Here is a 24,560-nt window from a genome sequence, read left to right as displayed (position 1 = left end):
CAGATCAACCTACCACGAATACCGAATCGTGTAGCTCACTACTTTTTCTCCGTCTTTCCCGATCTTCACAAGGAACTTCAGTGTTGATTGATCCACTTTCTCCCATGCAGAGTTTGACGAAACAATCTCCCATTGGCTCCAGCGCCAGGGATGTTCATACACATGTACTTCGACCGGTTCGTTCTTGTGGTTGCGCACTTTGATTTCAATCGTTTCTTCCACAACTTTTCCGCTGGAGATGGATTTGAAATCCTTCTGCGCCCGTTCGCCGACGATGTCGAAAGCATTTCCCAGATACAGGCGCAACTCTTCATCCTTTGGTGTATGATCGATCTGGTCCTCGCCAATGAATTGTTCTTTGCCATCATCATCCTTCTTGTACACACGAACTTTCCCCTTCGGCAGCGCAATGCCGAGCCCCGACCTGGCATCATTCCGGAACGTGACGTACACACCCACTTTTGTGTTGGATTGCTGCCCGAAACTTCCCTGCCCGCGGTACGAATAGTTGTTTGCCCAATAGCGCCATTGACCGGCAAGCCCGTCATAGATGAAGACCTTCTTCGCATTCACGTTCTTGCCTGACGTCAGTTCGATCTGTTTCGTTTCGTTGTTGTTGAGATCGGTTTTGCGTTGAAGCGAGTACAGCTTGTATTCAAACAGTTCGGATTGCGCAAATTGCGGCTGGGCTGCGTCCGCCATTGCCATGCTTTTCATCATTCTCCCTTCCTGTGCAAACTGGTCACGGACGATATTCACATCTCCCGCCACAAGCTTCAAGCCGGCATTCTTGAACGACGTACCGGAGTTGTTAGTCAATGTAACCCATCCGGTCAGGTCGATTCGAGCATCATTCTTATCCAGCACTGCAACATAGTTGCTCGACCAGGAAAGCTGTCCCGCGAGATAGCTCAGTTCAGTTTTGTGATTTCCTTCTTTCGTATTCGACACGAGCCATTCAAGCTGCGGTTTGAGAATCAATCCCTCCGGTAAACTCGGAAGAATGACTCTGCCCGCCGGATTGACTTCTATCTTACCGTTGATTTCGGCAATCATGCCTCCCGAATAACTCACATTGCCGTAGTTGGTCGGATGGCCGGTTGCAAGAAGCTTGCCGACAACGGTGTACTCTTTCTTTGTCGCTTCATCCAATCTCACAAACTCAATATTCTTTCCAAGATACTTCTCCATGAGTTTTCCTTGGTTCACCAGATCGAACTGGTAGTTCTGCTCCAACACCTTGACAGCTGATGCATCCGTAAGACTGACGAAGTGCACGGACGTGCCGTCAATTGTTGAGGGAATGTCGGGAACCGTGACGCTGCTGACGCCTCTGGCCAAACTGAACGTACGCTCTTCACGAATGAGCGAAAGATTCTGATTGTAGATGGTCAAATCAACCGAGGTACGCTCACCAACCGCAACGGCGCTGCCTCGTTGGGCGTCCGCATCACCGATGAAGGTTGTGAGGAGTGTGAAAACTGCGAGTATGTGTTTCATGAGGATCTCCTTGTTTGAGACTGGATTGTGTCGGCTTCCGAAGCCCGAATGAAGGAACTTATGCTGAGAATTATTATCTTTTTGCGTTCACCTTGCTTCCATTTATGACATTAACAGTTGAAAGGTAAATGGCTTCGTCTCTCTTGTTCCTCAATTCCGATGCAAAGATTCTCGACTTGATTCGTAAAGGTGATGACGAGGGACTTGTGATGTTGTACGAAGCGAACAGAAGGCCGATCCTCTCGTACGTTACTCGGAACAACGGCAGCCACGATGATGCCGAGGATTTGCTGCAGGAAGCATTGATTATTCTCTGGGAACGCGTACGGACAAACCGGTATGAACACACTGCACGTTTAGGCACCTTTATCTACGCCACCGTCAAAAACCTGTGGCTGCGACGGCTTGCCCGGCTGCGACGGGAATCACCTGCAGATATAGAGGAAACAACGGGGCATATTGAATCGGCCTCGGCGTTGGACATTATGGTGGAAAGTGAGGAAGCAAGGATCGTACACGAAGCTCTCGACGAGTTAGGCGAGCCGTGCAAGTCTCTTCTTCTTCTCTTCTATTGGGAAGAACAGACAATGGAGCACATTGCCGCGGCATTGAACTTCGCAAATGCCCAAACCGCAAAGTCGAAAAAGTATCAATGCAAGAAAGCGCTGCAAAAGATTGTTGAAGGCAGAATGTAATGCACGCAGACGAGACACATTGGACCGATGATAGTGAGTTGATCGAGCGTTTCGTTCTGAACGAACTCAATCCTGAAGAACGGAACGAACTCGAGGATCATCTCCGCATTTGTGAAGTGTGCAAGAAGGCTGTTCGTGCCGAGCAGATGCTTATCGCGGGAATCCGTCGAGGCGGGCGCGAGGCATTCAAGTCGCGACTGAAGCAGAGAGTCGGGGCTCTGCCCGGTATGCGAACACCGTGGGTTCACATCATGAGCGCGGCCGCGTTAGTCGTCATCATTACGGGTATTGGAATCTACAATCGCTGGTTTCAGTCACTTGAGACTTCCGGCGACGTGGTGATGGTTCTTCCTCCGACCTCCGACTCTGCGCTTACAGAAAGTACTTCGCCGTCGGGCGGGTTACCCGAACTTCAATCTCAACCACAATCCGGCGCAACCGCCGTCGAACCTCGAATTCTGCGCGACAAGCAAACCGAGCCGACGCAACCGGCGATGGCAACTAAGGCTTCCCCTGCAGCCATCGAGAAAACCGGAAAGGATGAAGAACACACGGTTTCTGAATCAAAGGCCCAGCACATGCAAGCACGCGCCGGTCGGGTTGCAACGTCGAGCGAAGGCGATCTCGCGATGGCGGAATCACCCGCTGAAGTGGCAGGCGAAGACGTCGTGTGGCTGCAAGGCATTGCAGTTCCGCAACCACGGCCAATGGTTGGAGGTGTTGAGCCGGCAAACGTTGAGATGCGCGCGAAACAGAAAGACCCGCGGCAACTTGACGGACCCGCAAAGCGTGTGGCCAAATCCGATCAGACTCAGGGCACCAAGTCACCGACGGCGGAATTCAGCTTCAAGCAGCAACCAATACAGACACTGCCTCCGGACCAGTTGCGTCAGCTTTCGGTCGGTTCAACGAGAGTTGTTGCTCGCATTGAACAGATTACGAACACAACTCAACTCACACTCTATCTCGATCAACCTCTTGACGAACAGGATCTTGCGCAAATTATTGCCGAGACACCCGCGCCTGACTCATTGGTAGTGCATGTTCGCGATCAACGATTCATTTTCATATTGCCGGCGGGCTGGGAAACTACTCTCCAACGAAGACAAATGAAATAGCATCTTCCGATTTTGTTCCTCTGAACCATGCCGATGTCGTTGTTTCTTCTTCTCACCCTTGCTATATTCCCACAACCGACAACGTGTTACATTAATGAGGCATTTCCATGATCAGGGAGCTGTTGGCGCAATTCAAAAAGGGGGGGAAATATGAATCATACATGGCAAGCGCTCACACGAGGTTTCTTGTCTTCATCGACAAGTACTCGATTATCGTTTCCGGAGTTGTCATCTACCTTTACTTTCTGCTGAGTTCCTACAATTTCTTACGGAGCAGGGAATCGACAACGGGGTTTTTCGATTTCGTGCTGCAATTCGATTCGATGATTCTTCTCTGGATCACGGCAGTTGTCGTCATCCAATTGCAGAAATACCGGAAGCAAGTCCGCGAGCAGGAAGAATACAGGCAGAAAGTCCAGCTTGAGTTCGACCGCCAGCGGACAAAATTGCAGGTTCTTGACGAAATCACTTCACTGTTGCAAGACAATATCAACAATCCCCTTGCAATAATTTCTGTCAGTTCTCAAACCCTGTACCGAAAGTACGAGAACGATACGGAAACCACAGGTTGGCTCGATCGCATTGACTCGTCCCTTCAACGTGTTCACAAAACCATCAACGACATCAAGGCGTACCAGACCCAGAAGATCGTTCACGAATCCATGACGGGGGTTGACGGCATACCGCACGAACCGACCGATGTGATTGCGAAAATTTCGCATTTAGCACAATCGAATCAAGATCTGGCCGCGTCATCTGCTGCCACTCACCATGAGGAGATTGAAGGAGAAGAATTCTACGGAAGAAGTTAGGGATGGTTCAGAATAGCCTGATTTTTATTCAGCGATAGTTTTTGAGAAGAGTAGAACACGCCCGGCAGAATGTATCACTCTTCAAATCAATATCCTCAACATACGTTGAAGTATGCATAACACACTCCTGTGTTTGGCAGTGCACGAGTCCGAACGCGTGCCCGAGTTCATGGATTGCCTCTTTGCACAAACGGTCGATCAGCAGTTGCTTGTCGGGTTGCAGTCCGTAGAGTTCATTTTGCAGACGATAGAAGGAAGCGACTGCAACTCCGCCCGCCAATTCCGCCTCTCCGAAAACATACGTCAAAATCGGTATGAACAAATCATGGGAGGTGACAGCGAGATACGCCTTGGAACGTTTTCCGCCATGCCCGCCTGTTGTTTCCTTCACATGCCGGATTATTGAGGTAGAGTTGTATTGCCCGCGTTGTTCGTCATAGAACTGCCGCGCGTCGAAACCGGAAGCGAGGATCAGCGCATCGGCATGAAAGGTAATCTGCAACCGGTTCTTCAGATCAACCATCAACTCGTGCTTCACATCGCCGACGGGAAGCAGATGGATTGCTCTCATTGATTCCGCTTCAGGCCGAATTTCTCGATTTTGTGGTAGAGGGTGACCCTGTCGATATCGAGGATCGCAGCGCTGCGGCTGATATTCCAGCCGGTTTCGTGGAGAATTTCCTCGATATGCTTCTTCTCAATATCCTCAAGGCGTTTGCCGTTCGCCTGTTGCGTTGAACGGGTCTGCACGGGAAGATCATGCTTTTCGATGGTCGGACACGCACTGATTACAACCGCTCGCTCGACGGCGTTTTCCAATTCGCGAACATTGCCGGGCCAATCGTATGCTTTCAGTGTGTGCATGGCCTCGGTAGTGAATCCGTGCTTCGGCTTGCCCATTGCCTTTGAGTATTTCTCAAGGAAGTAGTGCGCAAGTTTGGCAACATCTCCCTTCCGTGCTCGCAACGGCGGCAGGGGAATCGTAAAAACGTTCAGTCGGTAGTACAAATCTTCCCGGAAGCTTCCATCTTTCACGGCTACTTCAAGGTCGCGGTTGGTCGCGCAGATAATGCGAAAATCCGAGCGGATGATCTCACTTCCCCCCACTCTCATGAATTGTTTCGTTTCGATAACGCGCAACAAATCCATTTGTGTTTTCGGACTGATGTTTCCGATCTCATCGAGGAACAGAGTCCCCCCGTCTGCAAGTTCGACTTTGCCTTTGCGCCTGTACTGGGCACCGGTGAAGGCGCCCTTTTCATGTCCGAACAGTTCACTTTCCAGCAGTGTTTCGGTCAATGCACCGCAATTTACTGTGACAATCGGGAAGAATTTTCTCGTGCTGTGATTGTGGATTGCCCGTGCCACAAGTTCTTTTCCGGTTCCGCTTTCACCTCGTATCATCACTGTTGTGTCGGTCGGTGCAACTGTTTTCACCAACTCCATCACATGTTGCATTTCGGGCGATTCGCCGATAATTTCATCCTGCTCGGAAAGCTCGCTGACGACATCCTTCAATTTCAAGTTCTCGCGGAGCAGATTTCTCTCGTTCAGCGCTTTCGAGATAAGGTGGTCGAGGTAGTCCGGGTCAATTGGTTTGGTAATGTAGTCATGCGCACCCAATTTCAGTGCTTTCACAGCCGTATCCACACTGGCAAAAGCCGTGATAATAATGACAAACAGGTCAGGCTTCAACTCTTTGACACGTTGCAACAATTCAATGCCGTCCATGCCGGGCATCTTGATGTCAACCAGAGCAATGTCCCAATTGCTATTCTGCAGCTTGCGCAGAGCGGCGGCGGCATTTTCGGCCGCTTCCGAACGGAATCCGTCTTCACGAAACCACTTCGTCAGTGACTCGCGTACGATAAGTTCATCATCTACAACAAGAATTCCGGTATCACGTTTATCCATGACCAACTCCTTCGATTGGTGTTGTTCGTTCTTCCCGATTTTTGGTCGGTTGCTTCCGCGGCAGAATCAGGGTAAAGATGGTTCCTTTTCCGGTTTCCGATTCCACTTCCACATTCCCGTGGTGACGCTGGATGATCCCGTACAGAATCGAGAGCCCCAGCCCCACGCCCTTGCCTTCCGATTTTGTTGTGAAGAACGGTTCAAAAATATGTGCCTTGACTTCGTCACTCATCCCGATTCCGTTGTCACGCACCCGTATGAGAACCTGATCGGGATGCCGGCCGTCGAGGCTGATTTCCACTTTGCCTTCCGAATTCTCATCAGGGTGAGCGCTTGTGATTGCTTCAACCGCGTTGCCAATCAGGGCAAGCACTGCCTGCTGAAGTTGATTTGCGTCGCATTCAACGGTGTCATCGCCCCTCATCTCATCCTTGCTCAACGAAACCCCCCGCATCTTCGCATGATGCGACATGAGCAGAACACATCGCTCGATAACGTGTGACAGATGAGCCGTTTGTATCGACACGCTCGACTGCCGGGCAAATACCAGCAAGTTCTTGACGATATTGCCGCATCGTTGTGCTTCGTCGGCCATGAGCTGCAACTCATCGCAGTAGTTTTTCTTTTCATCTTCGGAAAGAGCCGATTTCCTGATTCTCTTGATGAGAAGCTTCGAGAACGTCAGAATGCCTTCAAGGGGATTGTTCAGTTCGTGCGCCACACTCGACGAGAGATTACCCAGCGACGCAAGCTTCTCGACTCGCATCAGTTGCCGGTGGGCTTTCTCAAGGTCGGCAGTCTTCTCCTTCACCTTTAATTCGAGCGTGTTCGACCACGACGTCAGCTCGTCGCTCGCCCGTTCAAGGTCTTCCGACATCTTGTTGAAGGTCGTTGCCAGCAACCCGAATTCATCTTGCGAACGCGGAGCAAGGCGATGTTCGAGGTTGCCGGATGATACCATCTGCATACCGGTAACGAGCTTCTGGACGGGTCTCTTGATGACGAGCCAGATGAAGCCTCCGGAGGCGAGGGCTACAATCAACGCGGCGCCAAGACTCAACAAGAGAAAATTTTTCTTATTTGCCTCAAGCCTTTGATCCACCTGCGTCAGCGACATCTTCACATCCAACACACCGAGAATGGTTTTGTTTGCAGGATGAGCATGACAATCCGCATCCGAGCATTGTCTCTCGTTGCTGATCGGTGTGATGAATCCGAGTACCCGCTGTCCGTTCGGGTTTGTGAAGAGGCGTGAGAGTTTTTCTTGTGGCGGATGCGGAGTCTGCAACTGCTGGTTCGGATGGCAACTGACACATGCCTCCGCATTCAAGTCAACCACGGTATGAATATCCGGAAGCGTCGTGGCAAAAATCACTTCGCCTGCTTTGTTGTAGATCCGTATTCCCTCGATACCCGGCTCCCCGCCCACAGCCGAAACGATATGTTGAACATCTTCTTTTCTGTTCAGCAACATGCTGTGGCGCGTTGAGCGTGCTATGATATCGCTGACCCGTTGCGCGCTGAGCTCAACATGCTCCATCAGTTGTGAATGTTGAATGCTGACCGCGGCGTACGTCAACACGCCCAGGACGATTGTCTGAGCCGAGACGATTATGAGAAAGAGCCGGAACGCTATCGTGTGAGTGATTTGCATGTACTACTCCGGCGTTGATGGAATACTCCTCCCTGTTCAGTTCATGTAATGTGCCAACTTGCGAAGCTCTAAACTGCGGAAAAGCGGGGAATTAGGCAGGAAAGTTGAATACTCGGCATCAGCTACCGGACACAACTTCCCAATATTGAGAAATGATTACCACATGGAGGAACAAATATGACAAAGGCGGTCACCTTTTCGGCAAGTCACCTGACCAACACTAATTTTGTGGCAGCCTTGAAAGCAGGAAGATCCATTGATTGTGCTGTCATTGCACACAGATAAATGCCGCCCGCAATCTCAATGCCCGAGTCGCTTCTGCCATCCCAACGCAATGAATATCTGCCTGCGGGTCGGGATTCATTGAGAAGATTTCTAACCTGACTCCCCCGAAGATCGTGCACGGTGACGTTTACCAATGCAGCCGCGGACATCTCAAAGGTTATCTCTGTTTCCGGATTGAATGGATTGGGATAATTGGGTAACAGCGCAAAGGCGGGCGGCAAGAGAGGAGATTCATGAACCGGAACGGCCGGAGAATTCTCAAAAAGGAAGATGAGATCGGCCTCTTCATCAATTCCTGTCATATCCAGATCACCGTCGTTGTCTCTGTCGTGCAGCGTTGCGCATGAGCCCGCAATTACAGCGGGCAGAGTTCCTCTGCTTGCAAGAATACCGTTTCCTGTGTTCTCAAAGACAGACCAGTTCCGCCCCGAGTAGTTGCTTGTCACCAAATCCAGATCACCGTCGCCATCAATATCTCCTACATCAATGGCAATTGGAAATCCCCCCGTAGGGTAGGCAACTGCAGCTGAAAGCCCTCCCAATCCATCACCAAAAACGATCGAACAGTTGTTGGAAGACGAGTTGGCAGAAACAACATCCACCTTGCCGTCTCCATTCATATCACCAACAGCTATCATCCACGGTCCATTGCCGCCTGCCGGAACTTTGCTCGAAAACGTGAAGCCGCCGTTGCCGTTGCCGAGCAGAAGAATAATCTCGCTGCTCGCATACGCACCAACGAAGAGGTCAAGAATTCCATCGCCATTTGCATCAGCCAGGGCGCAAGCAGTCTCGGCGCTGCCGTTTGCTTCGAATAACGTCCTCGGGGCAAACGTTCCGTCGCCGTTATTGAGCAGAACAGCAATATTGTTTCCTGAGCGATTTGCCGTCACAATATCAGCATACCCGTTTCCGTTCAAATCGCCGACAGAGAGTCCGCGTATTCCACCTGCGGCGCGATAGTTGCTTACAGATAGAAATCCACCAAGCCCATCACCAAGGAAAACTGTAACGCTGTCGCCGGTCGAATTCCCGACTGCCACATCAGGGTTTCCATCCATGTTGAAATCGGCACAATCATTCGTGCTCGGCCTTGAACCGTTGGGTATTGGATGAACGGTAAACGAAGAGTAGCCGCCCTGCCCGTTGTTGAGAAACACGCGGCAATCATTGGTGATTTCGTTGGGGACGAAGAAATCCGAAAACCCGTCCTTGTTCAAATCACAACCATGCGCACCGTACGCTTGAATACGGCCTTCGCCCGGGCGACGGATGTTCACCCTTCCGATTTCGGTGAGGTGGATATTGCCGGGCGAAGTCTGGATCCAGAACAGCCAGGAATAGCCGTTGACCATGTTGGCACCTGATTGATCTCTGATTCCCTTGGAAACGGTTACCAAAATCATATCGCCGGCAGCAAAAAGCATAGACGGCGTGAAGCGAATGCGTGTGTTGTTTTCTTCGAGGGAAAGCAAGCCTGTGACAACTCCTGTCCACCTTCCAAACACGCTTACCGTCGAGGCGTTTACACTTGCCGGGTCGAGCGGAACATTAAACGAAACGGTGATGGGAATATTGCGCGATGCTGTGAGTGATTGTGACGAAGGTGAGACGGTCAGAACGCCGGGAGCGGCCTCGGCAACGTACGCAATAAGTATCGAGGAAAGGATTTTGATGGCAACATCGCATCGAAGGATCATACCTCTCACCTTTGAAAGTCAAAGAACTTCTTGTCACACACTCTGCAAGAGTGTAGATAAAAAACCGCTGTGAATCAAATAAAAAGGCGGGCTCTTGTTGCCCGCCTTCTGGCGAATCCCTTTCTTTGGTTTGGTTTACTTCGAGAGGATAAGTTTCTTTGTTTCTGAGAAATTGCCGGCTGACAGTTTGTACCAATAGACGCCGCTTGCCAATCCGCCTGCAGAGAAGCTTTTCGCATATCTGCCAGCACTCATGTACTCACCGACCAGCGATGACACCTCACGACCCAGAACATCATACACATTCAACGTAACAAGGCCCGAGGCCGGGATCTCAAACTCAATAGTTGTTGAAGGGTTGAACGGGTTGGGATAGTTCTGCTTCAGAACATACGCGACCGGATGAGAAGGTTCGCCCACACTCGTCAGTACATCCACCGAAACAGGATCGGAATAATGGACTGTGCCATCAAGATCCATTTGCTTCAGCCTGTAGTACAGGCGACCGTTGGGAGCGGTATTGTCCGTGTAGGTATAATGGCGCGGCTCGTTCGTGGTTCCGTGGCCCGGAATGAAACTTCCCGGCAACGTTACGAAGCCCTGCGGCACTTCGGGTGCGCGCTCAACTTCAAAGCCGTAGTTGTTGATTTCACTGATTGTCGTCCAGTTCAGTCTGACAGTATTGTTCGCTACAACGGCGGCAGTGAAATTCGCAAGCTGTACAGGAACAGCGTGAATAAGAGAGTATTCGAGAATCGTGTTGTTATCGCCGGCCGCATAACCATGATGACTGTCGCAGAAGTACAACGAACGGAGATTATTTGTCGTGCCCGAAGCCTGTGAGAACCACGATTGCCCGCCGTTTGTCGACATCTTGATGAGCCCTCCGTCTCCGGCAATCCAGCCTGTATCAGCATTGACGAAGAACACAGCGTTCAGTTGCTGTGTTGTTCCAACATCGTGGATGTACCACACATGGCCGCCATCATGAGTTTTCTTCAGAAGACCATTCGCGCCCACTGCCCATCCCATGGCCGAAGACAGGAAGAACACTGATCTTAAATTGTAGGGGTAGTTCATGAATTGCGGTTGCCAGCTAACGCCGCCATCCAATGAACGTAGCATGACACCGTTATCACAAGTGAGGTAATTCTCCATGAGAGTCGGGAAGAACCCGCTTGTGATCGTTGCATTGGTTGGCGATGGCTGCAAGTGCCAAGTTGTGCCGCCATTTGTTGTTCTCGCAATCGTTCCGTTTTCACCGCCAGCCCAGCCATGTTGGCTGTCTTTGAAAAACACGAGCTTCAACGCGGCCGTTGTGCCGCTCGGTTGCGTATTCCATGTGTTTCCCCCGTCGACGGTCTTCATGATGAGTCCGTTCTGGCCCACTACCCAACCTGTTGTTGCACTCAGGAAAAATCCATCAGCAAGATCTGCTCCGGTTCCCGACGATAGCAGCATCCAATTCGCGCCCGCATCAATTGTCTTGTAGATGACGCCGGAAGAACCACTGAGAAAACCAACTTGGTTATCCAAAAAATTCACGGCCGAAAAATTCGAGGAAACGCCGGTTACCTGCGGAGCCCAAGTCTGAGAACTCACCCTCGGCACAAACAGAAAACAAAGCATAACCAAGAGGTTCCCACCTGTGACCAATCGGTTACTCTTCATTATTTACCCCCTTGCTTTTTGTGGTTGATGATGGACTGAATGCTCTCATCAGAAGATAAATGTGAAGCATCTCCAAATCAATATGGTAAATTGAAGAAGTTGCAAGAATGACTTCAATCACGGTCACACACACATTTTTGCGACTCACATCTGCGACTGCGAAGTTGGTCCATTCCATTTGCCGTAGAATCGTGAATTTCGCTTGGCGTCATTGCCTGACGTAGTCACAACACGAAATGTTTGCTTCATATCACAAACACGCTTCGCCCCTTGTGAGCAAGATGTTACGATAGCTTGAGAGATCATTGTGACTGCCTTAGAGTCGTATAGACTCTTGATCAGGCAGCATGGAGAAAGGAATGGCACAGCAGGGGTGAGAGGTCCGAAGATCGCGGTTCAGCTATTCCGGCTTCTTATTGCAAATGTTCGGGGGGAAGGCAACATCGCGCTCGTTCACATGCAACGGCAGTTACAATCTTCCAGTCCATCTCTCAACAATCGTCTTTGAGACAAGTACTTTTTCTCCAACAACCCTGCTCGGTATCGGATCGGGAAAGTACTTCGCGCAACATGCATATGCTTCCATCGTCATCATGTCCCAGTTCGACGCGCATCGTGCACAGAAGATCTTGTTGTCTTTGATCGTAAACTCGGTCGAGCCGCAATGTTCACTCATGCTGATTGCTGTTACCAGTTGACCGGTCGGGGCGACGTATGCCATAACGGTGCGTGGAGTCTGCCCGCCCGTGTACTCAAACCGTATCAGCCGGTGTTGAATGAGTTGAGGAAGTGAGAATACAAGGTCTCCTCCCTCAACCTCAAATGGCACTGTGGACATTTGCACGGGATTTGAATCGTACGTAACAGGATTTGTGACAACAGGTTGATTGTTGATGACGGTATGAACAGACGGGGCAAGATACCACGCAAAAATCAGAATACCGGCCACGACTACAGGCAGAACGACAAACAAGCCGACCTTGCGGACGGATACTTTATCTGTCGCTCTGTTGCTTCCGGAGGTTGCTTCATCAGATTGAATGCTCGTCCCACAAACAGGACAGAACTTTGGCGAGCCGGATAACTCGTTGCCACACGATTTACACTGCATTGGTACACTCAGAAATAGTGATTGAGACTATCTGCAATATACAAATGGAGGAACGGAGGAGCAACGTCAAAGCAATCTTGTCTGCCTGATGGGATTTTGGTAGATTGTGACATGCCTGAATTGTTTTCAAGAAAGGAACGCAGGGAACAATGAGATTTACCATTCTACTAAGCCTGATATTTTTGTCCGTATCATCATTTGCCCAGACGTTTCAGGACTTTATCACTCGAGTCACTTCAGCCCCTGAAGGTCAACGCACGGCACTTGTTGACAGCTTCATGAATGCAGTAGGAAATTTCCCCCTGATCGAAGGCACAACAACCGTGCATTTTGTGTATCGCGGATCGGCGAGTTCCGTCACGGTGCCGGGTGATGCCAACAACTGGACAATTTCCGCTTTGCCGATGACGAGACTATCCACAACAGACCTGTGGTACCGGTCGGAAACGTATGAACCCGATGCACGACTTGATTACAAGTTCGTCCTTAACGGTGGCACGTGGATTCTCGATCCCAGAAATCCGTTTACGGTATCGGGCGGGTTCGGACCAAACTCCGAGTTGCGCATGCCGCATTATGTTCCGGCGCCGGAAATCGTTTACTATTCCAGCATCCCGCACGGAATGTTGCGCGATACAACATTCTTCTCCACCAATCTTAACAACTCGCGAACAATCCGCATTTACACGCCGCCCGGATATGACACATCTTCCGACAGCTTCTGCGTAATGATGTTTCATGACGGGCTTGAATACGTGACGCTCGCTCAGGCAAACAACGTTCTCGACTATCTCATTAATCACAATCGGATCAAGCCGATCATCGGCGTTTTTGTGCCGCCGGTAAACCGTACTCCCGAGTACGCGGGCAATCAGATGGCCGCATTCTCGTCCTTCATCGTAAACGAGTTGATGCCATACATTGATGCGCGCTACAGAACGCGACGCCTGCCGGAAAGCAGAGCAACACTCGGGGCATCGAACGGAGGAAACATAGCGTTGTGGCTCGGGCTGAATCACTCCAACGTATTCGGCAACGTTGCGGCACAATCGAGCAACATCATCTCATCCATCTCCTCGGGATTTCAGAACAATCCAAGATTGGATTTGAAACTCTACCTCGATCTCGGCACGTATGACATACCGCAACTCATTCCGCTTGTACGCAACTTCATTCCGATCCTGCAATCGAGAGGTTACCTCTACCAATACAACGAATATCATGAAGGACATAGTTGGGGAAATTGGCGGGCTCACATTGATAATGCGCTGGAGATGTTCTTTCCGGCCGCTCCGGTCGCGGTGTCGGAAACTGATCCGCTCCCGAGTGGTTTAGCACTCTTTCAGAACTACCCGAACCCTTTCAATCCGGGTACGGTAATCAGCTACCGGCTTTCAGCAATCAGCCGGGCGACACTGAAGGTGTACGATGTTCTCGGAAACGAAGTGGCAACATTGGTAGATGAAGTGAAGGGACCCGGCGAGCATTCTGTTCATTTCTCACCGAACGGTTTGGCAAGCGGCATGTACTTCTATCGGTTAACGGCGGGGGCTCATTCTATCACAAAGAAACTTGTTCTGCAAAAATAGGGGCTACGAAGTGTTACACATGACATCAAGCATTTTCCTGCGCTTCATCTCAGGAAAGGTTTTATCGGCAGGCATTTCCTTGTCGGTTCTTTTGGCGGATTTCCCGGTTCTCAACGCCCAAACTCCTGATACGCTCTGGACACGAACATTCGGCGGAACCAACATCGACATCGGTCATGCGGTCCGGCAAACGCTGGACGGCGGCTACATTATTGCCGGATACACACGCTCGTTTGGAACTGCAAACGGCCGAAACGTGTGGCTCATCAAAGTCACTCCATCGGGCTCCGAGCAATGGAACCAAACCTACGGGGGAAACAATGACGATGAGGCGTACGCTGTGCAGCAAACCACCGACGGGGGATATATCATAGCGGGTTACACAAAGTCCTTCGGGATGGGAGGAAGTGACGTTTTTCTGATCAAGACGGATAGTGCAGGAACGGCGGAATGGACCCGTACATTTGGGGGAACTCTGGATGACGAAGCCTACGGCGTTCTTCAGACAGCGGACGGAGGATTTCTTGTTGCCGGAGCTACATCTTCATTCGCCACGGGCGGCAGAGATGCCTGGCTGATCAAGACGAATGCTTCAGGCGATGAAACATGGAGCCGGAGCCTCGGAGGTCTCGGTTCCGACGGAGCCCGGTCTGTATCCGCCACTTCCGACAGCGGTTTCATCCTTTCAGGATGGACTTTCTCCTACGGTCCGGGTGCCGTAGGAAACGCGTGGCTTGTGAAAACCAACGGACTGGGTTACGCAACCTGGAGCAAGGCCTTCGGCGGAACAGACGTGGACAGAGCCATGAGCGCCCGTCAAACATCGGATGGTGGGTACATCCTGACCGGCTACACCTCTTCCTCGGGAGCCGGACTCGATGACATGCTGCTCGTGAAAACGGATAGCGCAGGAAACGAACAGTGGACAAAAACATTCGGCGGAACGGGCAGAGACTACGGCCATGCCGTGCAGCAAACCTCCGACGGAGGATACCTTATTGCCGGATACACGCTTTCGTTCGGTTCGGGGGGCGATGATGTGTGGCTTGTCAGAACAGATTCCGCGGGCATTTTGAAATGGAGCGCTACCTACGGTGGAACCGCCTCGGATGTCGCGCATTCTCTTGACCGGACTTCTGATGGCGGGTATATCATAACAGGACACACACTTTCGAGAGGTGCCGGTGTTCATGACGTTTGGTTGCTCCGTCTTGGCGCAGGAGTGACATCGGCAGGGTATGTGCCTAACGTCGGGAACGGTTTTGAACTACGCCAGAACTACCCCAACCCGTTCAATCCAACAACGAATATCGAATTCCGAATTGCCAATCGCGAATTTGTTTCTCTGAGAGTGTTCGATGTCTTGGGGCGTGAAGTGGCCACATTGGTTGATGAGGTGAAGAATGCCGGAACGCATACCGTCCAATTCGATGCACGCCTGCGTTCTGGAAACTTCGGCGGGCAGGGCAGCAGTCTCTCAAGCGGCGTGTCCTCCAAAGGCGGATACGCCTCCGGCGTATATTACTACAGGCTCACTTCCGGAAACTATGCTGCAACCAAGAAACTTCTTCTCATCAAGTAACTGCTGATCAGAATGGGCGGTGGAACCTTCGCCACCGCCATCTGGAATTAGTCTCAAAATGCCCTCTCTCACACCGTTTTGAGGGGATAGATGGACGCCTGCGAAGACCCGGCCAACCTCACGGATTTGATCGTTTTCCCGGATCTGCCTTGACATCGGCTATGAACTTTGCTATCATTTAGCAGGTCACTAATCCCAATCCTGTTCGCTCACGTTATGGAGGTCACCATGACGAGTTCTGACCACCCATTACCCACCCTCTCTCCATCGCTCAAATACACCCCGTCTATTCAGTTCATCTTTAGAGAAAGGAGACTCCAATGAAGCTCCGACTAATCTTTGCCGCGAGTTGTGTTGCCGGGCTGGTTGTTTTTCATGCAGCCGCACAAACCAACGTGTACACAACGTTGTGGGGATTCTACGACTATCAAACGAACAGCACGTGCCAGTTCGTACGCGTGAACCCCGTCAACGGGAAAATCCATGTGGTGTATATGACCGCGTATGATTCAACCAACATAGCATCTTCCCGAAGAACCGCGTATGCGCTCGGGATAAACAACGGAACGCAATGGAATAACTTCAACAACGTAAACGTCCCGAGTCGCCAGTCAGGATTTCCAAGTCTTGACTTGTTGAAGGGACCAAATGCCGGACTTCCCGTCATTGTCAACCACACCAGTTCCGGCATTGGAACGACATCAAGTATCTACGTCGATTCTCCCGAAGGATCAGGCGCATTCTCCGAGTTGAATCAACCGCCAACAATTGGCGACCCCGGGCTTCCTCAGCCTATCTGGCCCGATGTTGCCGGACTGTCCGACGGCTCAATCGCGGTTGCAGCAAGCACGAACGCTACTCCATGCACGCTTGTTGTCTCTGTTACTTCCGACTTCACCTCGTTCAGTCCCTGGCAAGGTCCTTCGGAGTACAATTGCAGCGGGAAGTATGTGATAGAAGGAAGTGATAGCGGACGGGTCGGATTGCTGTACACATCCAACAGCGGACTCCGCTTGTACGAATCAACAGTCGGCAGTTTGACGTGGCACGACACGCTGCTTGTTCCCTTGCCGATTGTGATCGGGCCGGACACATTTGCATTATGGGGCTCAATTGATTTCGTCTATTACAACAACCAACCTCTCGTCGTAATGGCGCTGCAGCAAACCAATCGCCCGCCAACACATGATGGCGCCGTGATCGGCTTCTGGAGCCGCGCTACGGGGCCGAAGATTGCGATCCCTCGTGGTGCAGTTACAGGACTCGTCGACACGCTCAATCGACCGCAATCGAGACACCTCTCGATGGGATATCCGGTTATTGGGATGTCGGGAGAATATCCTGTCGTCGGATTTCAAGCATTCAAGTCCAACATCTCAGCGACGGGATTCAACTACAGCGATGTGTTCTGGACATTTTCGATTGACAACGGAATGACCTGGGTTCCCCCGATGAATCTCACTTTCACGACATCGCTTGACGAACGCTACCCGAGTGTGTCACGATGGAATCACGCCGGCGCCGCAATGGCTGCAGCGAATTTGGTGTGGCAGGAAGATCCTGAGCCGGGCTCTCACATAATGGACGGGGCGCCACTATCGCGCAGCAAGCAGGTATTTCGGCAAGCCGTCATGTTTTGGAATAGCGCCGGAGAGCAGGGCCGGCCGCTTGAGTTTGCTTTGCATCAGAACTACCCCAACCCGTTTAATCCAGGTACGGCAATCAGCTATCAGCTTTCAGCGGGGGGCCATGTCACACTCAAAGTCTATGACCTGCTCGGCAGAGAGGTGGCGGCGTTGGTGGATGAGGTAAAGAATGCCGGGGAACACTCGGTTCAGTTCAATGCATCCGGTTTTTCCAGCGGTGTATATTACTACAGGCTGCAAGCCGGAAACTATATCGCCACGAAGAAAATGTTACTCATTCGTTAAGTGAAGAGTATGAACCAACGACTTGCTATTCTGATTCTGACAATTCACTCGGTTGCATTTGCACAACCGGCAAACAACCCTGATATCCAGCTTTTTCCGTCAACGAGTCACCAGTTCAATCCCCGGATCGCCGTGAGCTGGGCAAACGAAAACAATCTGATGGCCGTCTTGAGTCTCGGCACTTGGGCATTCAGCACGAACGGCGGCGAGAACTGGTCCGGCGGTGAAGCGGCTCCGCCACCAATCGGGAACTCGTTTGGCGGGGCATCATGCTTCTTTGATGTGAACGGACGTGCATACTACATTGCGCTCGGCAATCCGGGAGGAATATACGTTGTAAGCACGACGGATGTCGGAGCAACGTGGAGCGCACGCACGAACGCCGACCCGTTGAACAGCAACTTTAATGATGCGGCACATGCATCCGCAGATCCCTCAGGCACAAATCCGAATAACGTGTACGCAGCATGGACTGACTTCAACGTCTCCGGCAGCCCTGTGGTATTCACACGCTCCATTAATAACGGCGCAACATGGAGCGCTCGCACTACGCTTGCCATTGGCTCGAATCGAGGGCAAGGTGCTTATGTTGCCGTCGGCCCGACAGGTGAAGTTTACGTCGCATGGGCACACTACACGACCGGCACGGCTGAAGTCGGAATCGGCTTTGTGCGATCAACGGATGCGGGAGCAACCTTCAACACACCGGCTGTGGCCTTCCCGATTTCCGGACTGCGGACTTCGAACGCAGGCTTGGCTGCTTTCAATGGTGCCCGCGCTCATAGCTTTCCTCACTTGGATGTTGACCGATCCACCGGCCCCCGACGAGGCTGGCTGTATGTCGTCTATCCCGATCGCAGCCTCGGTCAATCCAACGTTTATATAAGACGATCAACGGATGGAGGAACGACGTGGAGCGATACTATCCAAGTAAGCAACCTCCCTCTTTCCCCCGAAAAACAACAGTGGCTTCCGGCCATTGGCGTGGATCAGACAACAGGTGACATTACTGTCACCTACTCAAGCATGGATTCCGTAGGGTCGAACTTCTTCACAAACCGATACGCGGCCCGTTCCACAGATGGCGGAGATACGTGGGAGCGATGGGTCATCAGCGATGTGCGGACAATTTACGGAGCCATCGGCATGCCCGGCGGCCAGACATTCCCCAGCACCAACAGCGAAGTTGCCACGCTTCGCGGCAAGGCATGGGCGGCGTGGACTGATACTCGTACGGGGACATCTCAAGCGTGGTTGGAGAGGATCAACTATTCTCAAACGTTTGTTGACGGAAACGAACGATCATCGCCAATGCAATTTGCCCTGTACCAGAATTACCCCAACCCGTTCAATCCAACGACGAATATCGAATTTCGAATTGCCAATCGCGAATTCGTTTCGTTGAAGGTATTTGATGTGTTGGGTAGAGAGGTGGGGACACTTGTAAATAATGTGGAGAATCAGGGAGAATATTCAGTTCAGTTTAATGCTCGCGGTCTGGCGAGCGGAGTCTATTACTATCAGCTACGGTCGGGGAGTTTTGTTTCGACCAAGAAGATGATACTGATTCGATAGTATCAGATGATACCAGGTATGGGCAGGATTGTGGACTACGTATGTGTTGGGTTTGGGTCAAGGGGCAACAAGTCGAGATACTGTTTGACGACAGATGGTTTCAAGCGGACGATGCGTGAGATAAGATCGACATCATCGAACTTGGAAGCAAGCAGTTTGATGGCTTCATAGTCATGGATGTAGCGTTCGACAGATTCTTTTGAGTGGTTGGTTCGTTTGCATATGAGGGGAACAAGATATCCTTTGAGATGGAGCGTGATGATCTCGCGTTTGTGGGTTTGACCAGAGCCGATCTGTTGGACATTGCCACGGGTGGGCAACGGTCTGCCGTAGAGGTTGTGATACTCGCGGACGTACTGGCCAGTGGTTGCTTCAGAGGTGGTTAACAGGACAGCCAGATCGAGTTGGGACAGCAGAGCACCTTGATCAAAGGCTTGCTGGGTCCAGCGTTCGATTTTCTTGAGCCGGAGTTCACGGTGGTGCAGGGGCGATTTCCAGTCATCGATGTCGGAGTCACTGATGACATCGAGCACCACGGGCTGCAAGCGTGTTTGGGCCATGGATTTGTGCTTCTCACAGTGTTCATCGACGGGAACGGCATGCCAGACCATCTGTCCTTGCTTGAGGAAGGAGTGGTCGGAGTATCGGTAATACTGTTCGACCAACAGCAGCAGGTCATCGATGATGGCACCGGCGGTGACGGCGCCTTTGTCATAGCCGTACTGGTTGAGGAAGCGATGCAGAAGGATCTGTTTGAGAGTTTTGCCTTTGAGCCTTCTGTAGCGACGTTCATTGATGGCTTGGGAAGAGCAGTCCTCCAGGTCACGGCGGATGAAGCGTAAGTTCTTACCCATCATAGCGATACGCTCCTTCTTTTTTTTGAGGTGTGGAGCAGACGCTGGAGGGCCGGACGCTGGGCGTGCTGCTTGTAGAGGGCGAGATACTCGCCAATCAAGCGGTGAGAGAAGCCGGTGGAGATACGGATCTCGTCCAAGGAAAAGCGCTTCAGATGTAAGAGGGCCACGCGGGCAAAGTCTTGGAGATAGCGCTTGATGGCTGTTTCAGAGTGGCGGGTTTTCCGTTCGATCTCGGTGAACTGAAACCCCCGGAAGTAGAGGTCGAGGATTTGGGTTTTGTGGGATTGGCCCCGGCCCATCTGCTGGCGCCACCCCCGGGAAGGAAGAATGCTACCCCGTTTGCGGAGGCGGCTCATATCGCGCTTGATGGTGACGACACTGCAGGTGAGTGCGAAAGCGATGTCTTCATACGAGAGCACGCCGCCTTGATCGATCGCCTCGTTGGTCACGCGGGTAATCTTGTGTTCTCTGAGTCCACGGAGACCAGACTTCTTGTAGACGGCCAGGTCTTCGTCGGCATTGTGCAAGGTGAGGCGGACCGGGACTTTGCGACACAGAGCGATAGGTTTGCCGGGGGGTTCGTTCTCCTCAACAGCGAGATATTGCAGCTGACCCGTGGAAAGCGTCAGTTCTGCATGCCGAAGGAAATAGTCGCTGATCTGATTGAAGTACGCTTCAGCGAGGATGCGTGTGAGGTTGAAGTCCTTCGCGATATTGGTGATGATGGATTGCCGTACCGTCTTGGACTGTAAACGGTCTGACAAACTCTGACTGATAGACATGTGATACCTCCAGTATTTGGATTAAGACAAAAATACCCAAATCCTGCCTTGGTATCACCTGATACAAACCTACGATAGAATTTCCATGAAATCCATAGTTACTTTCCATCTTGCGGCGTTGCTTGTTGTATCCGGCGCGGCAGCACAATATCCGGAAGTTACCATCCGCCAGATTCAGGAAGTTCCGGCGGACTCATTGCACCTACTTGACTCTTTGGGATGTACCCGCTGGACATTGCAGGCCTCACCCTATTACCTCGACACCGTTGTTGTCACCGGAATGTGTGTCGTACCGCCCAGAGAGTTGACGTACACTTCCTCCGGCTTCAACTTTCTTCTCGCTGACACAGCAAGTCTTGCTGAATGGGGCGGGGTTTTCGTGCGGCCCTATTTCGGCAACGGTTCGCCGGATACAATCCTCGCCATCCAGTGGGGGATGCTGAATATCCAACCGGGAGATATAGTTCGCTTCGTAGGAATCGTGGATGAATTTCCCCCGTTTGAATGCGCGTCGGCAACGTGGATTGTGCCTCTTTTCACATATCCTCTCCAGATCGTTGGGCACGGCTCCCTTCCACCCCCACTCGCGGTACGTGTGTCTGATTTCTACCAGGGATTATTTCCCGGAGGACAGATACGTTTCGCAAACGGAGAGAAGTATGAGGGAATGCGCGTTGTCATCACGAACGTTGTCGTTACGTCCTATGTCAGCTTTGCGAGTTGCACTTTTGCGTTCGTTGACTCACTCGGTAACATGATGTCCGACTACGACGCCTCACGTTGGTACACGTGCCGGAGTCATCGGGATTCCAGCTCAACATTCTCCCTTCCACCCATCGGGGCTCACATAGATTCGATTGTCGGGTACATTCTTCCGAGCGGCGGCAGCGAAGCACCGAGGGGGTTCCGCATTGCGCCCGTACGCAAGAACACGCTGGTGTGGAACGAAGTCAGGAGCAGTGCGGCTACGCCGATTGCACACGCCCTCCATCAAAACTATCCGAACCCGTTCAACCCGACGACGAATATCGAATTTCGAATTCCTGCCCGTCCGACAGGCGGGGCCAATCGCGAATTCGTTTCGTTGAAGGTGTTTGATGTGTTGGGAAGAGAGGTGGCGACGTTGGTAAATGAGGTGAAGGAAGCGGGAGAACATTCTATCCAATTCAATGCAAGCAATCTGTCGAGCGGGATATACTTCTACCGCCTTAAAGCGGGAAACTCCGTTTCGACGAAGAAGATGATCTACCTTGAGTAGCATGAGGAGTCCATTTCTATGAGGGTATCTTGTTTCGTGAGGGTTCTTCCGTTCGTTGTAGCTGTCGGGCATCCGTTGGCTGCGCAAGACTACTCGGCCATGTCCAACCAAATGCAGCGGTGGAATCACGGCGTTGATCCGCTGCCACGTTCCTTTTCATTACCGCTTCAAGAAGGTGCGCAGGTTCCCTTGACCCCACAGTCTATGCCCAACTCCCCGCCGAACAATCCCGACATTCAGGTTTTTGATCCCTCGCTCTATTGGCAAACCGAAAACTCCATCGCCGTGAACTTCTCGAATTTCGACCAACTGATGGTCTCAACCATGGGGAGAATTCCCGGGTCGAATCCCGTTGTTCATCAGACGTGGGCTTTCAGCACCGACGGCGGTCGAACGTGGCCCTCTTCTCTGCAAAGTGAAAGCAATCCTCCCTCAATCTCCAATTCCTATGGCGATCCGGTTGCGTTCTTTGACAGAAGCGGGCGTGCTTACTATGCAACACTTGGCGCGCCTGCAGGCATTTCCATAACCGGCACAACAGACTTCGGCGCAACGTGGAGCCCCGTGACAAATGCCGACAATGCCCTCAGCACATCCGATGACAAAGTACATGCTGCCGCAGATTATTCCGGTACGTATCCGGATAATATCTATGCTGCGTGGACAGACTTCAACGTTCCCGGATATCCAGTCTTCTTCAATCGCTCGACCAATCAGGGGCTGAACTGGGGAAATCGTCAGGCGCTTCCCATAGGTTCCAATCGGGGCCAAGGCGCACACATCGCTATCGGGCCAAATGGCGAAGTATATCTGACGTGGGCACACTACACGACATTGACCGGCGTTGTTGAAGTGGGAATCGGTTTGGCCAAATCGGTTGACGGCGGAGAAACATTCAGCGCGCCGGTTGTTGCCTTCCCTATCAATGGTGTAAGAATAAGCAACGGTTTCATCCCGCAAATAAATTCACGAACTATGAGCTATCCCTATCACGATGTCGATCGCTCGAACGGCCCGCGCCGCGGTTGGATCTACGTCGTTACGGCAGAGCTTGATACTCCCTCCACAGGACAGGCAGATATTTACGTTCGTCGATCAACAGACGCAGGGGAAACGTGGAGCGGCTCCATCCGTGTTAACGAGGCAGACGTTGGTCCGGGTAAGTGGCAATTCATGCCCTCTCTTGCTGTCGATCCGACAACGGGTGACATCACGGTCTCGTATTACAGCCAGGATTCGGTAGGATTCAATTTCATGGTGAACCGCTGTGCAGCCTACTCTTCTGACGGCGGCGCAACGTGGCAGAATCGGATAGTCAGCGACGTGCGCACAATTTGGGCCCCCCACATTGTACCCGGAGGAACCGGTTACAATGGCGATTACTACGAGACCGCAGCTGCCGGCGGCAAAGCATGGCCCTGCTGGACGGATCGTCGCAGCGGAAGCTCGGCCGCTTACAGTAGGGCTTACGTGGAGATTATCAATTACAGGGTAAACGCTGCCTCGGAGCCAGTTCGAAATCCTGTAGAATTCAAACTGCATCAAAACTATCCCAACCCTTTCAATCCAACAACCACGATACGATACTCCCTCTCCTCTCAGGAGAGGGGCGGGGTGAGGTCGCTTGTGACTTTGAAGGTGTTTGATGTGTTGGGGCGGGAAGTGGCAACGTTGGTGGATGATGTGAAGGAAGCGGGGGAACACTCAGTGCAGTTTCACGCCAACGGATTGGCAGGCGGAGTATACTTCTATCAATTGTCAACTAACAATTTTGTCCAGACCATGAAACTTCTTCTGCTTCGGTAGCCCGACCCTTTCGCCGGACAATCGAAGGATGATCGTCATTCCTGAAAGGAGCGCAACCATGACACGCGCATGTTCGATTCTGTTTTCCCTGTTCTTTGGCATCCTCGAAACTGCTGCACAATCCGACGCAACGGATATATTCCCCTTAACCAAAGGATTGCGATGCCTCTATCAATACCATGAGAATTACTATTGGTGGTCGTGGGGATCTTCGGGAGGTTCGACTGATTCGGCTATTGCAGAGTGTGTCGTTATTGACTCCACGATGATATCCGACACGACCCGTGTTTGGACGGTCATTCAAATAAATTACAGGGCGAACGCGGTAGATACAGTCACGTTTTCACTTCGCGAATCCACAACCGGATATCACAATCTCACATCCGAAGCTTCACCTTGGTACGAGGACAGCCGAATCTGGGCATTCCCCGTCGTGTTTCAGAGCCAAGTCTTCCCGGTTTTCCGCTTCTCTGATTGAACGAGGATGTCGCCCATACATCAATCATTCGGATGCACAATGCTTGCATTTCCGAATAGCTATGATTCGCTCTGGTTCTCAAGTGACTCCGGCCTCGTAAGGCGTGTGTGGTCACGATGCTTGGATCTGGACCAATCGGGGTGGTACTATTGGCGGACCGCCGTCCTACTTTCACGGACGATAACCTCGGTGAGACAGGAAACCCGGTTGCCTGAAACCACAGTACTGCTGCAGAATTACCC

At 51.7% G+C, this 24,560-nt stretch carries 20 protein-coding genes; 11 read left to right on the top strand and 9 right to left on the bottom strand.

Annotation, left to right across the window (positions count from 1 at the left end; translation table 11 throughout):
• Positions 1 to 9: 9 nt before the first annotated feature.
• Positions 10 to 1,500: a DUF4139 domain-containing protein gene (locus KF749_14925; protein ID MBX2992443.1), complete on the bottom strand. Its 1,491-nt coding sequence runs from the start codon at positions 1,498 to 1,500 to the stop codon at positions 10 to 12.
• Between the two features lie 128 nt (positions 1,501 to 1,628).
• On the opposite strand from KF749_14925, the gene KF749_14920 reads away from it, so the two are divergent.
• From KF749_14920 to KF749_14910, 3 genes are all read left to right on the top strand, one after another.
• Positions 1,629 to 2,195: a sigma-70 family RNA polymerase sigma factor gene (locus KF749_14920; protein MBX2992442.1), complete on the top strand. Its 567-nt coding sequence runs from the start codon at positions 1,629 to 1,631 to the stop codon at positions 2,193 to 2,195.
• Positions 2,195 to 3,313, top strand: a complete 1,119-nt coding sequence (locus KF749_14915; GenBank protein ID MBX2992441.1) for a zf-HC2 domain-containing protein — start codon at positions 2,195 to 2,197, stop codon at positions 3,311 to 3,313. The genes KF749_14920 and KF749_14915 overlap by 1 nt, the downstream gene beginning before the upstream one ends.
• A gap of 107 nt (positions 3,314 to 3,420) precedes the next feature.
• Positions 3,421 to 4,125, top strand: coding sequence for a hypothetical protein (locus KF749_14910; protein ID MBX2992440.1), 705 nt, complete (start codon positions 3,421 to 3,423; stop codon positions 4,123 to 4,125).
• 28 nt (positions 4,126 to 4,153) lie between these two features.
• On the opposite strand, the gene KF749_14905 is transcribed toward KF749_14910, so the two are convergent.
• The 6 genes from KF749_14905 to KF749_14880 all read right to left on the bottom strand — a co-directional run bounded on the left by KF749_14905 (position 4,154) and on the right by KF749_14880 (position 12,460).
• Entirely contained in the window at positions 4,154 to 4,696 is a 543-nt protein-coding gene (locus KF749_14905) for an archaemetzincin family Zn-dependent metalloprotease (protein ID MBX2992439.1), read from the bottom strand.
• Entirely contained in the window at positions 4,693 to 6,039 is a 1,347-nt protein-coding gene (locus tag KF749_14900) for a sigma-54-dependent Fis family transcriptional regulator (GenBank protein ID MBX2992438.1), read from the bottom strand. Before KF749_14900 ends, KF749_14905 begins: the two co-directional genes overlap by 4 nt.
• Positions 6,032 to 7,693 (bottom strand): HAMP domain-containing protein, encoded by a 1,662-nt coding sequence (locus tag KF749_14895; protein ID MBX2992437.1) that lies wholly within the window; start codon positions 7,691 to 7,693, stop codon positions 6,032 to 6,034. The genes KF749_14900 and KF749_14895 overlap by 8 nt, the downstream gene beginning before the upstream one ends.
• Positions 7,694 to 7,899: 206 nt before the next feature.
• Positions 7,900 to 9,678: a VCBS repeat-containing protein gene (locus tag KF749_14890; protein MBX2992436.1), complete on the bottom strand. Its 1,779-nt coding sequence runs from the start codon at positions 9,676 to 9,678 to the stop codon at positions 7,900 to 7,902.
• Positions 9,679 to 9,813: 135 nt separating this feature from the next.
• Positions 9,814 to 11,280 (bottom strand): T9SS type A sorting domain-containing protein, encoded by a 1,467-nt coding sequence (locus KF749_14885; GenBank protein MBX2992435.1) that lies wholly within the window; start codon positions 11,278 to 11,280, stop codon positions 9,814 to 9,816.
• A 538-nt stretch (positions 11,281 to 11,818) separates the two neighbouring features.
• Positions 11,819 to 12,460 carry a DUF2318 domain-containing protein gene (locus tag KF749_14880; GenBank protein MBX2992434.1) on the bottom strand — a complete coding sequence of 214 codons (642 nt, stop codon included), beginning with the start codon at positions 12,458 to 12,460 and terminating at the stop codon, positions 11,819 to 11,821.
• A gap of 149 nt (positions 12,461 to 12,609) precedes the next feature.
• Here KF749_14880 and KF749_14875 point away from each other — a divergent pair, with 149 nt between their 5' ends.
• The 4 genes from KF749_14875 (at position 12,610) to KF749_14860 (ending at position 19,137) form a co-directional block, all read left to right on the top strand.
• Positions 12,610 to 14,049: a T9SS type A sorting domain-containing protein gene (locus KF749_14875; protein MBX2992433.1), complete on the top strand. Its 1,440-nt coding sequence runs from the start codon at positions 12,610 to 12,612 to the stop codon at positions 14,047 to 14,049.
• Positions 14,050 to 14,068: 19 nt separating this feature from the next.
• Positions 14,069 to 15,631 (top strand): T9SS type A sorting domain-containing protein, encoded by a 1,563-nt coding sequence (locus KF749_14870; GenBank protein ID MBX2992432.1) that lies wholly within the window; start codon positions 14,069 to 14,071, stop codon positions 15,629 to 15,631.
• A gap of 320 nt (positions 15,632 to 15,951) precedes the next feature.
• The gene (locus tag KF749_14865; GenBank protein MBX2992431.1) at positions 15,952 to 17,562 is read left to right on the top strand and encodes a T9SS type A sorting domain-containing protein; all 1,611 of its coding nucleotides are present in this window, start codon (positions 15,952 to 15,954) and stop codon (positions 17,560 to 17,562) included.
• Positions 17,563 to 17,571: 9 nt separating this feature from the next.
• The gene (locus KF749_14860) at positions 17,572 to 19,137 is read left to right on the top strand and encodes a T9SS type A sorting domain-containing protein (GenBank protein MBX2992430.1); all 1,566 of its coding nucleotides are present in this window, start codon (positions 17,572 to 17,574) and stop codon (positions 19,135 to 19,137) included.
• 35 nt (positions 19,138 to 19,172) lie between these two features.
• On the opposite strand, the gene KF749_14855 is transcribed toward KF749_14860, so the two are convergent.
• Together KF749_14855 and KF749_14850 are read right to left on the bottom strand one after the other, a co-directional pair.
• Positions 19,173 to 19,994: a DUF1670 domain-containing protein gene (locus tag KF749_14855; GenBank protein ID MBX2992429.1), complete on the bottom strand. Its 822-nt coding sequence runs from the start codon at positions 19,992 to 19,994 to the stop codon at positions 19,173 to 19,175.
• Positions 19,991 to 20,776 (bottom strand): DUF1670 domain-containing protein, encoded by a 786-nt coding sequence (locus KF749_14850; protein MBX2992428.1) that lies wholly within the window; start codon positions 20,774 to 20,776, stop codon positions 19,991 to 19,993. Before KF749_14850 ends, KF749_14855 begins: the two co-directional genes overlap by 4 nt.
• Before the next feature lie 667 nt (positions 20,777 to 21,443).
• Between KF749_14850 and KF749_14845 the strand changes: the two genes are divergently transcribed.
• The 4 genes from KF749_14845 to KF749_14830 all read left to right on the top strand — a co-directional run.
• Positions 21,444 to 22,034 (top strand): T9SS type A sorting domain-containing protein, encoded by a 591-nt coding sequence (locus KF749_14845; protein ID MBX2992427.1) that lies wholly within the window; start codon positions 21,444 to 21,446, stop codon positions 22,032 to 22,034.
• A gap of 18 nt (positions 22,035 to 22,052) precedes the next feature.
• Entirely contained in the window at positions 22,053 to 23,840 is a 1,788-nt protein-coding gene (locus KF749_14840) for a T9SS type A sorting domain-containing protein (protein MBX2992426.1), read from the top strand.
• Positions 23,841 to 23,898: 58 nt separating this feature from the next.
• A complete protein-coding gene (locus KF749_14835) occupies positions 23,899 to 24,318 on the top strand; it encodes a hypothetical protein (GenBank protein ID MBX2992425.1) in 420 nt (139 codons plus the stop codon).
• A gap of 39 nt (positions 24,319 to 24,357) precedes the next feature.
• Positions 24,358 to 24,560 (top strand): hypothetical protein (locus KF749_14830; GenBank protein ID MBX2992424.1); only part of this gene is annotated, 203 nt, incomplete at its 3' end.

This window comes from Bacteroidota bacterium, assembly GCA_019637975.1.
In the GTDB taxonomy this organism is placed as follows: domain Bacteria; phylum Bacteroidota; class Ignavibacteria; order UBA10030; family UBA6906; genus CAADGV01.
The sequence above is the reverse complement of the archived record's forward strand: the minus strand, read 5'-3'. Positions and strand labels throughout refer to the sequence as shown.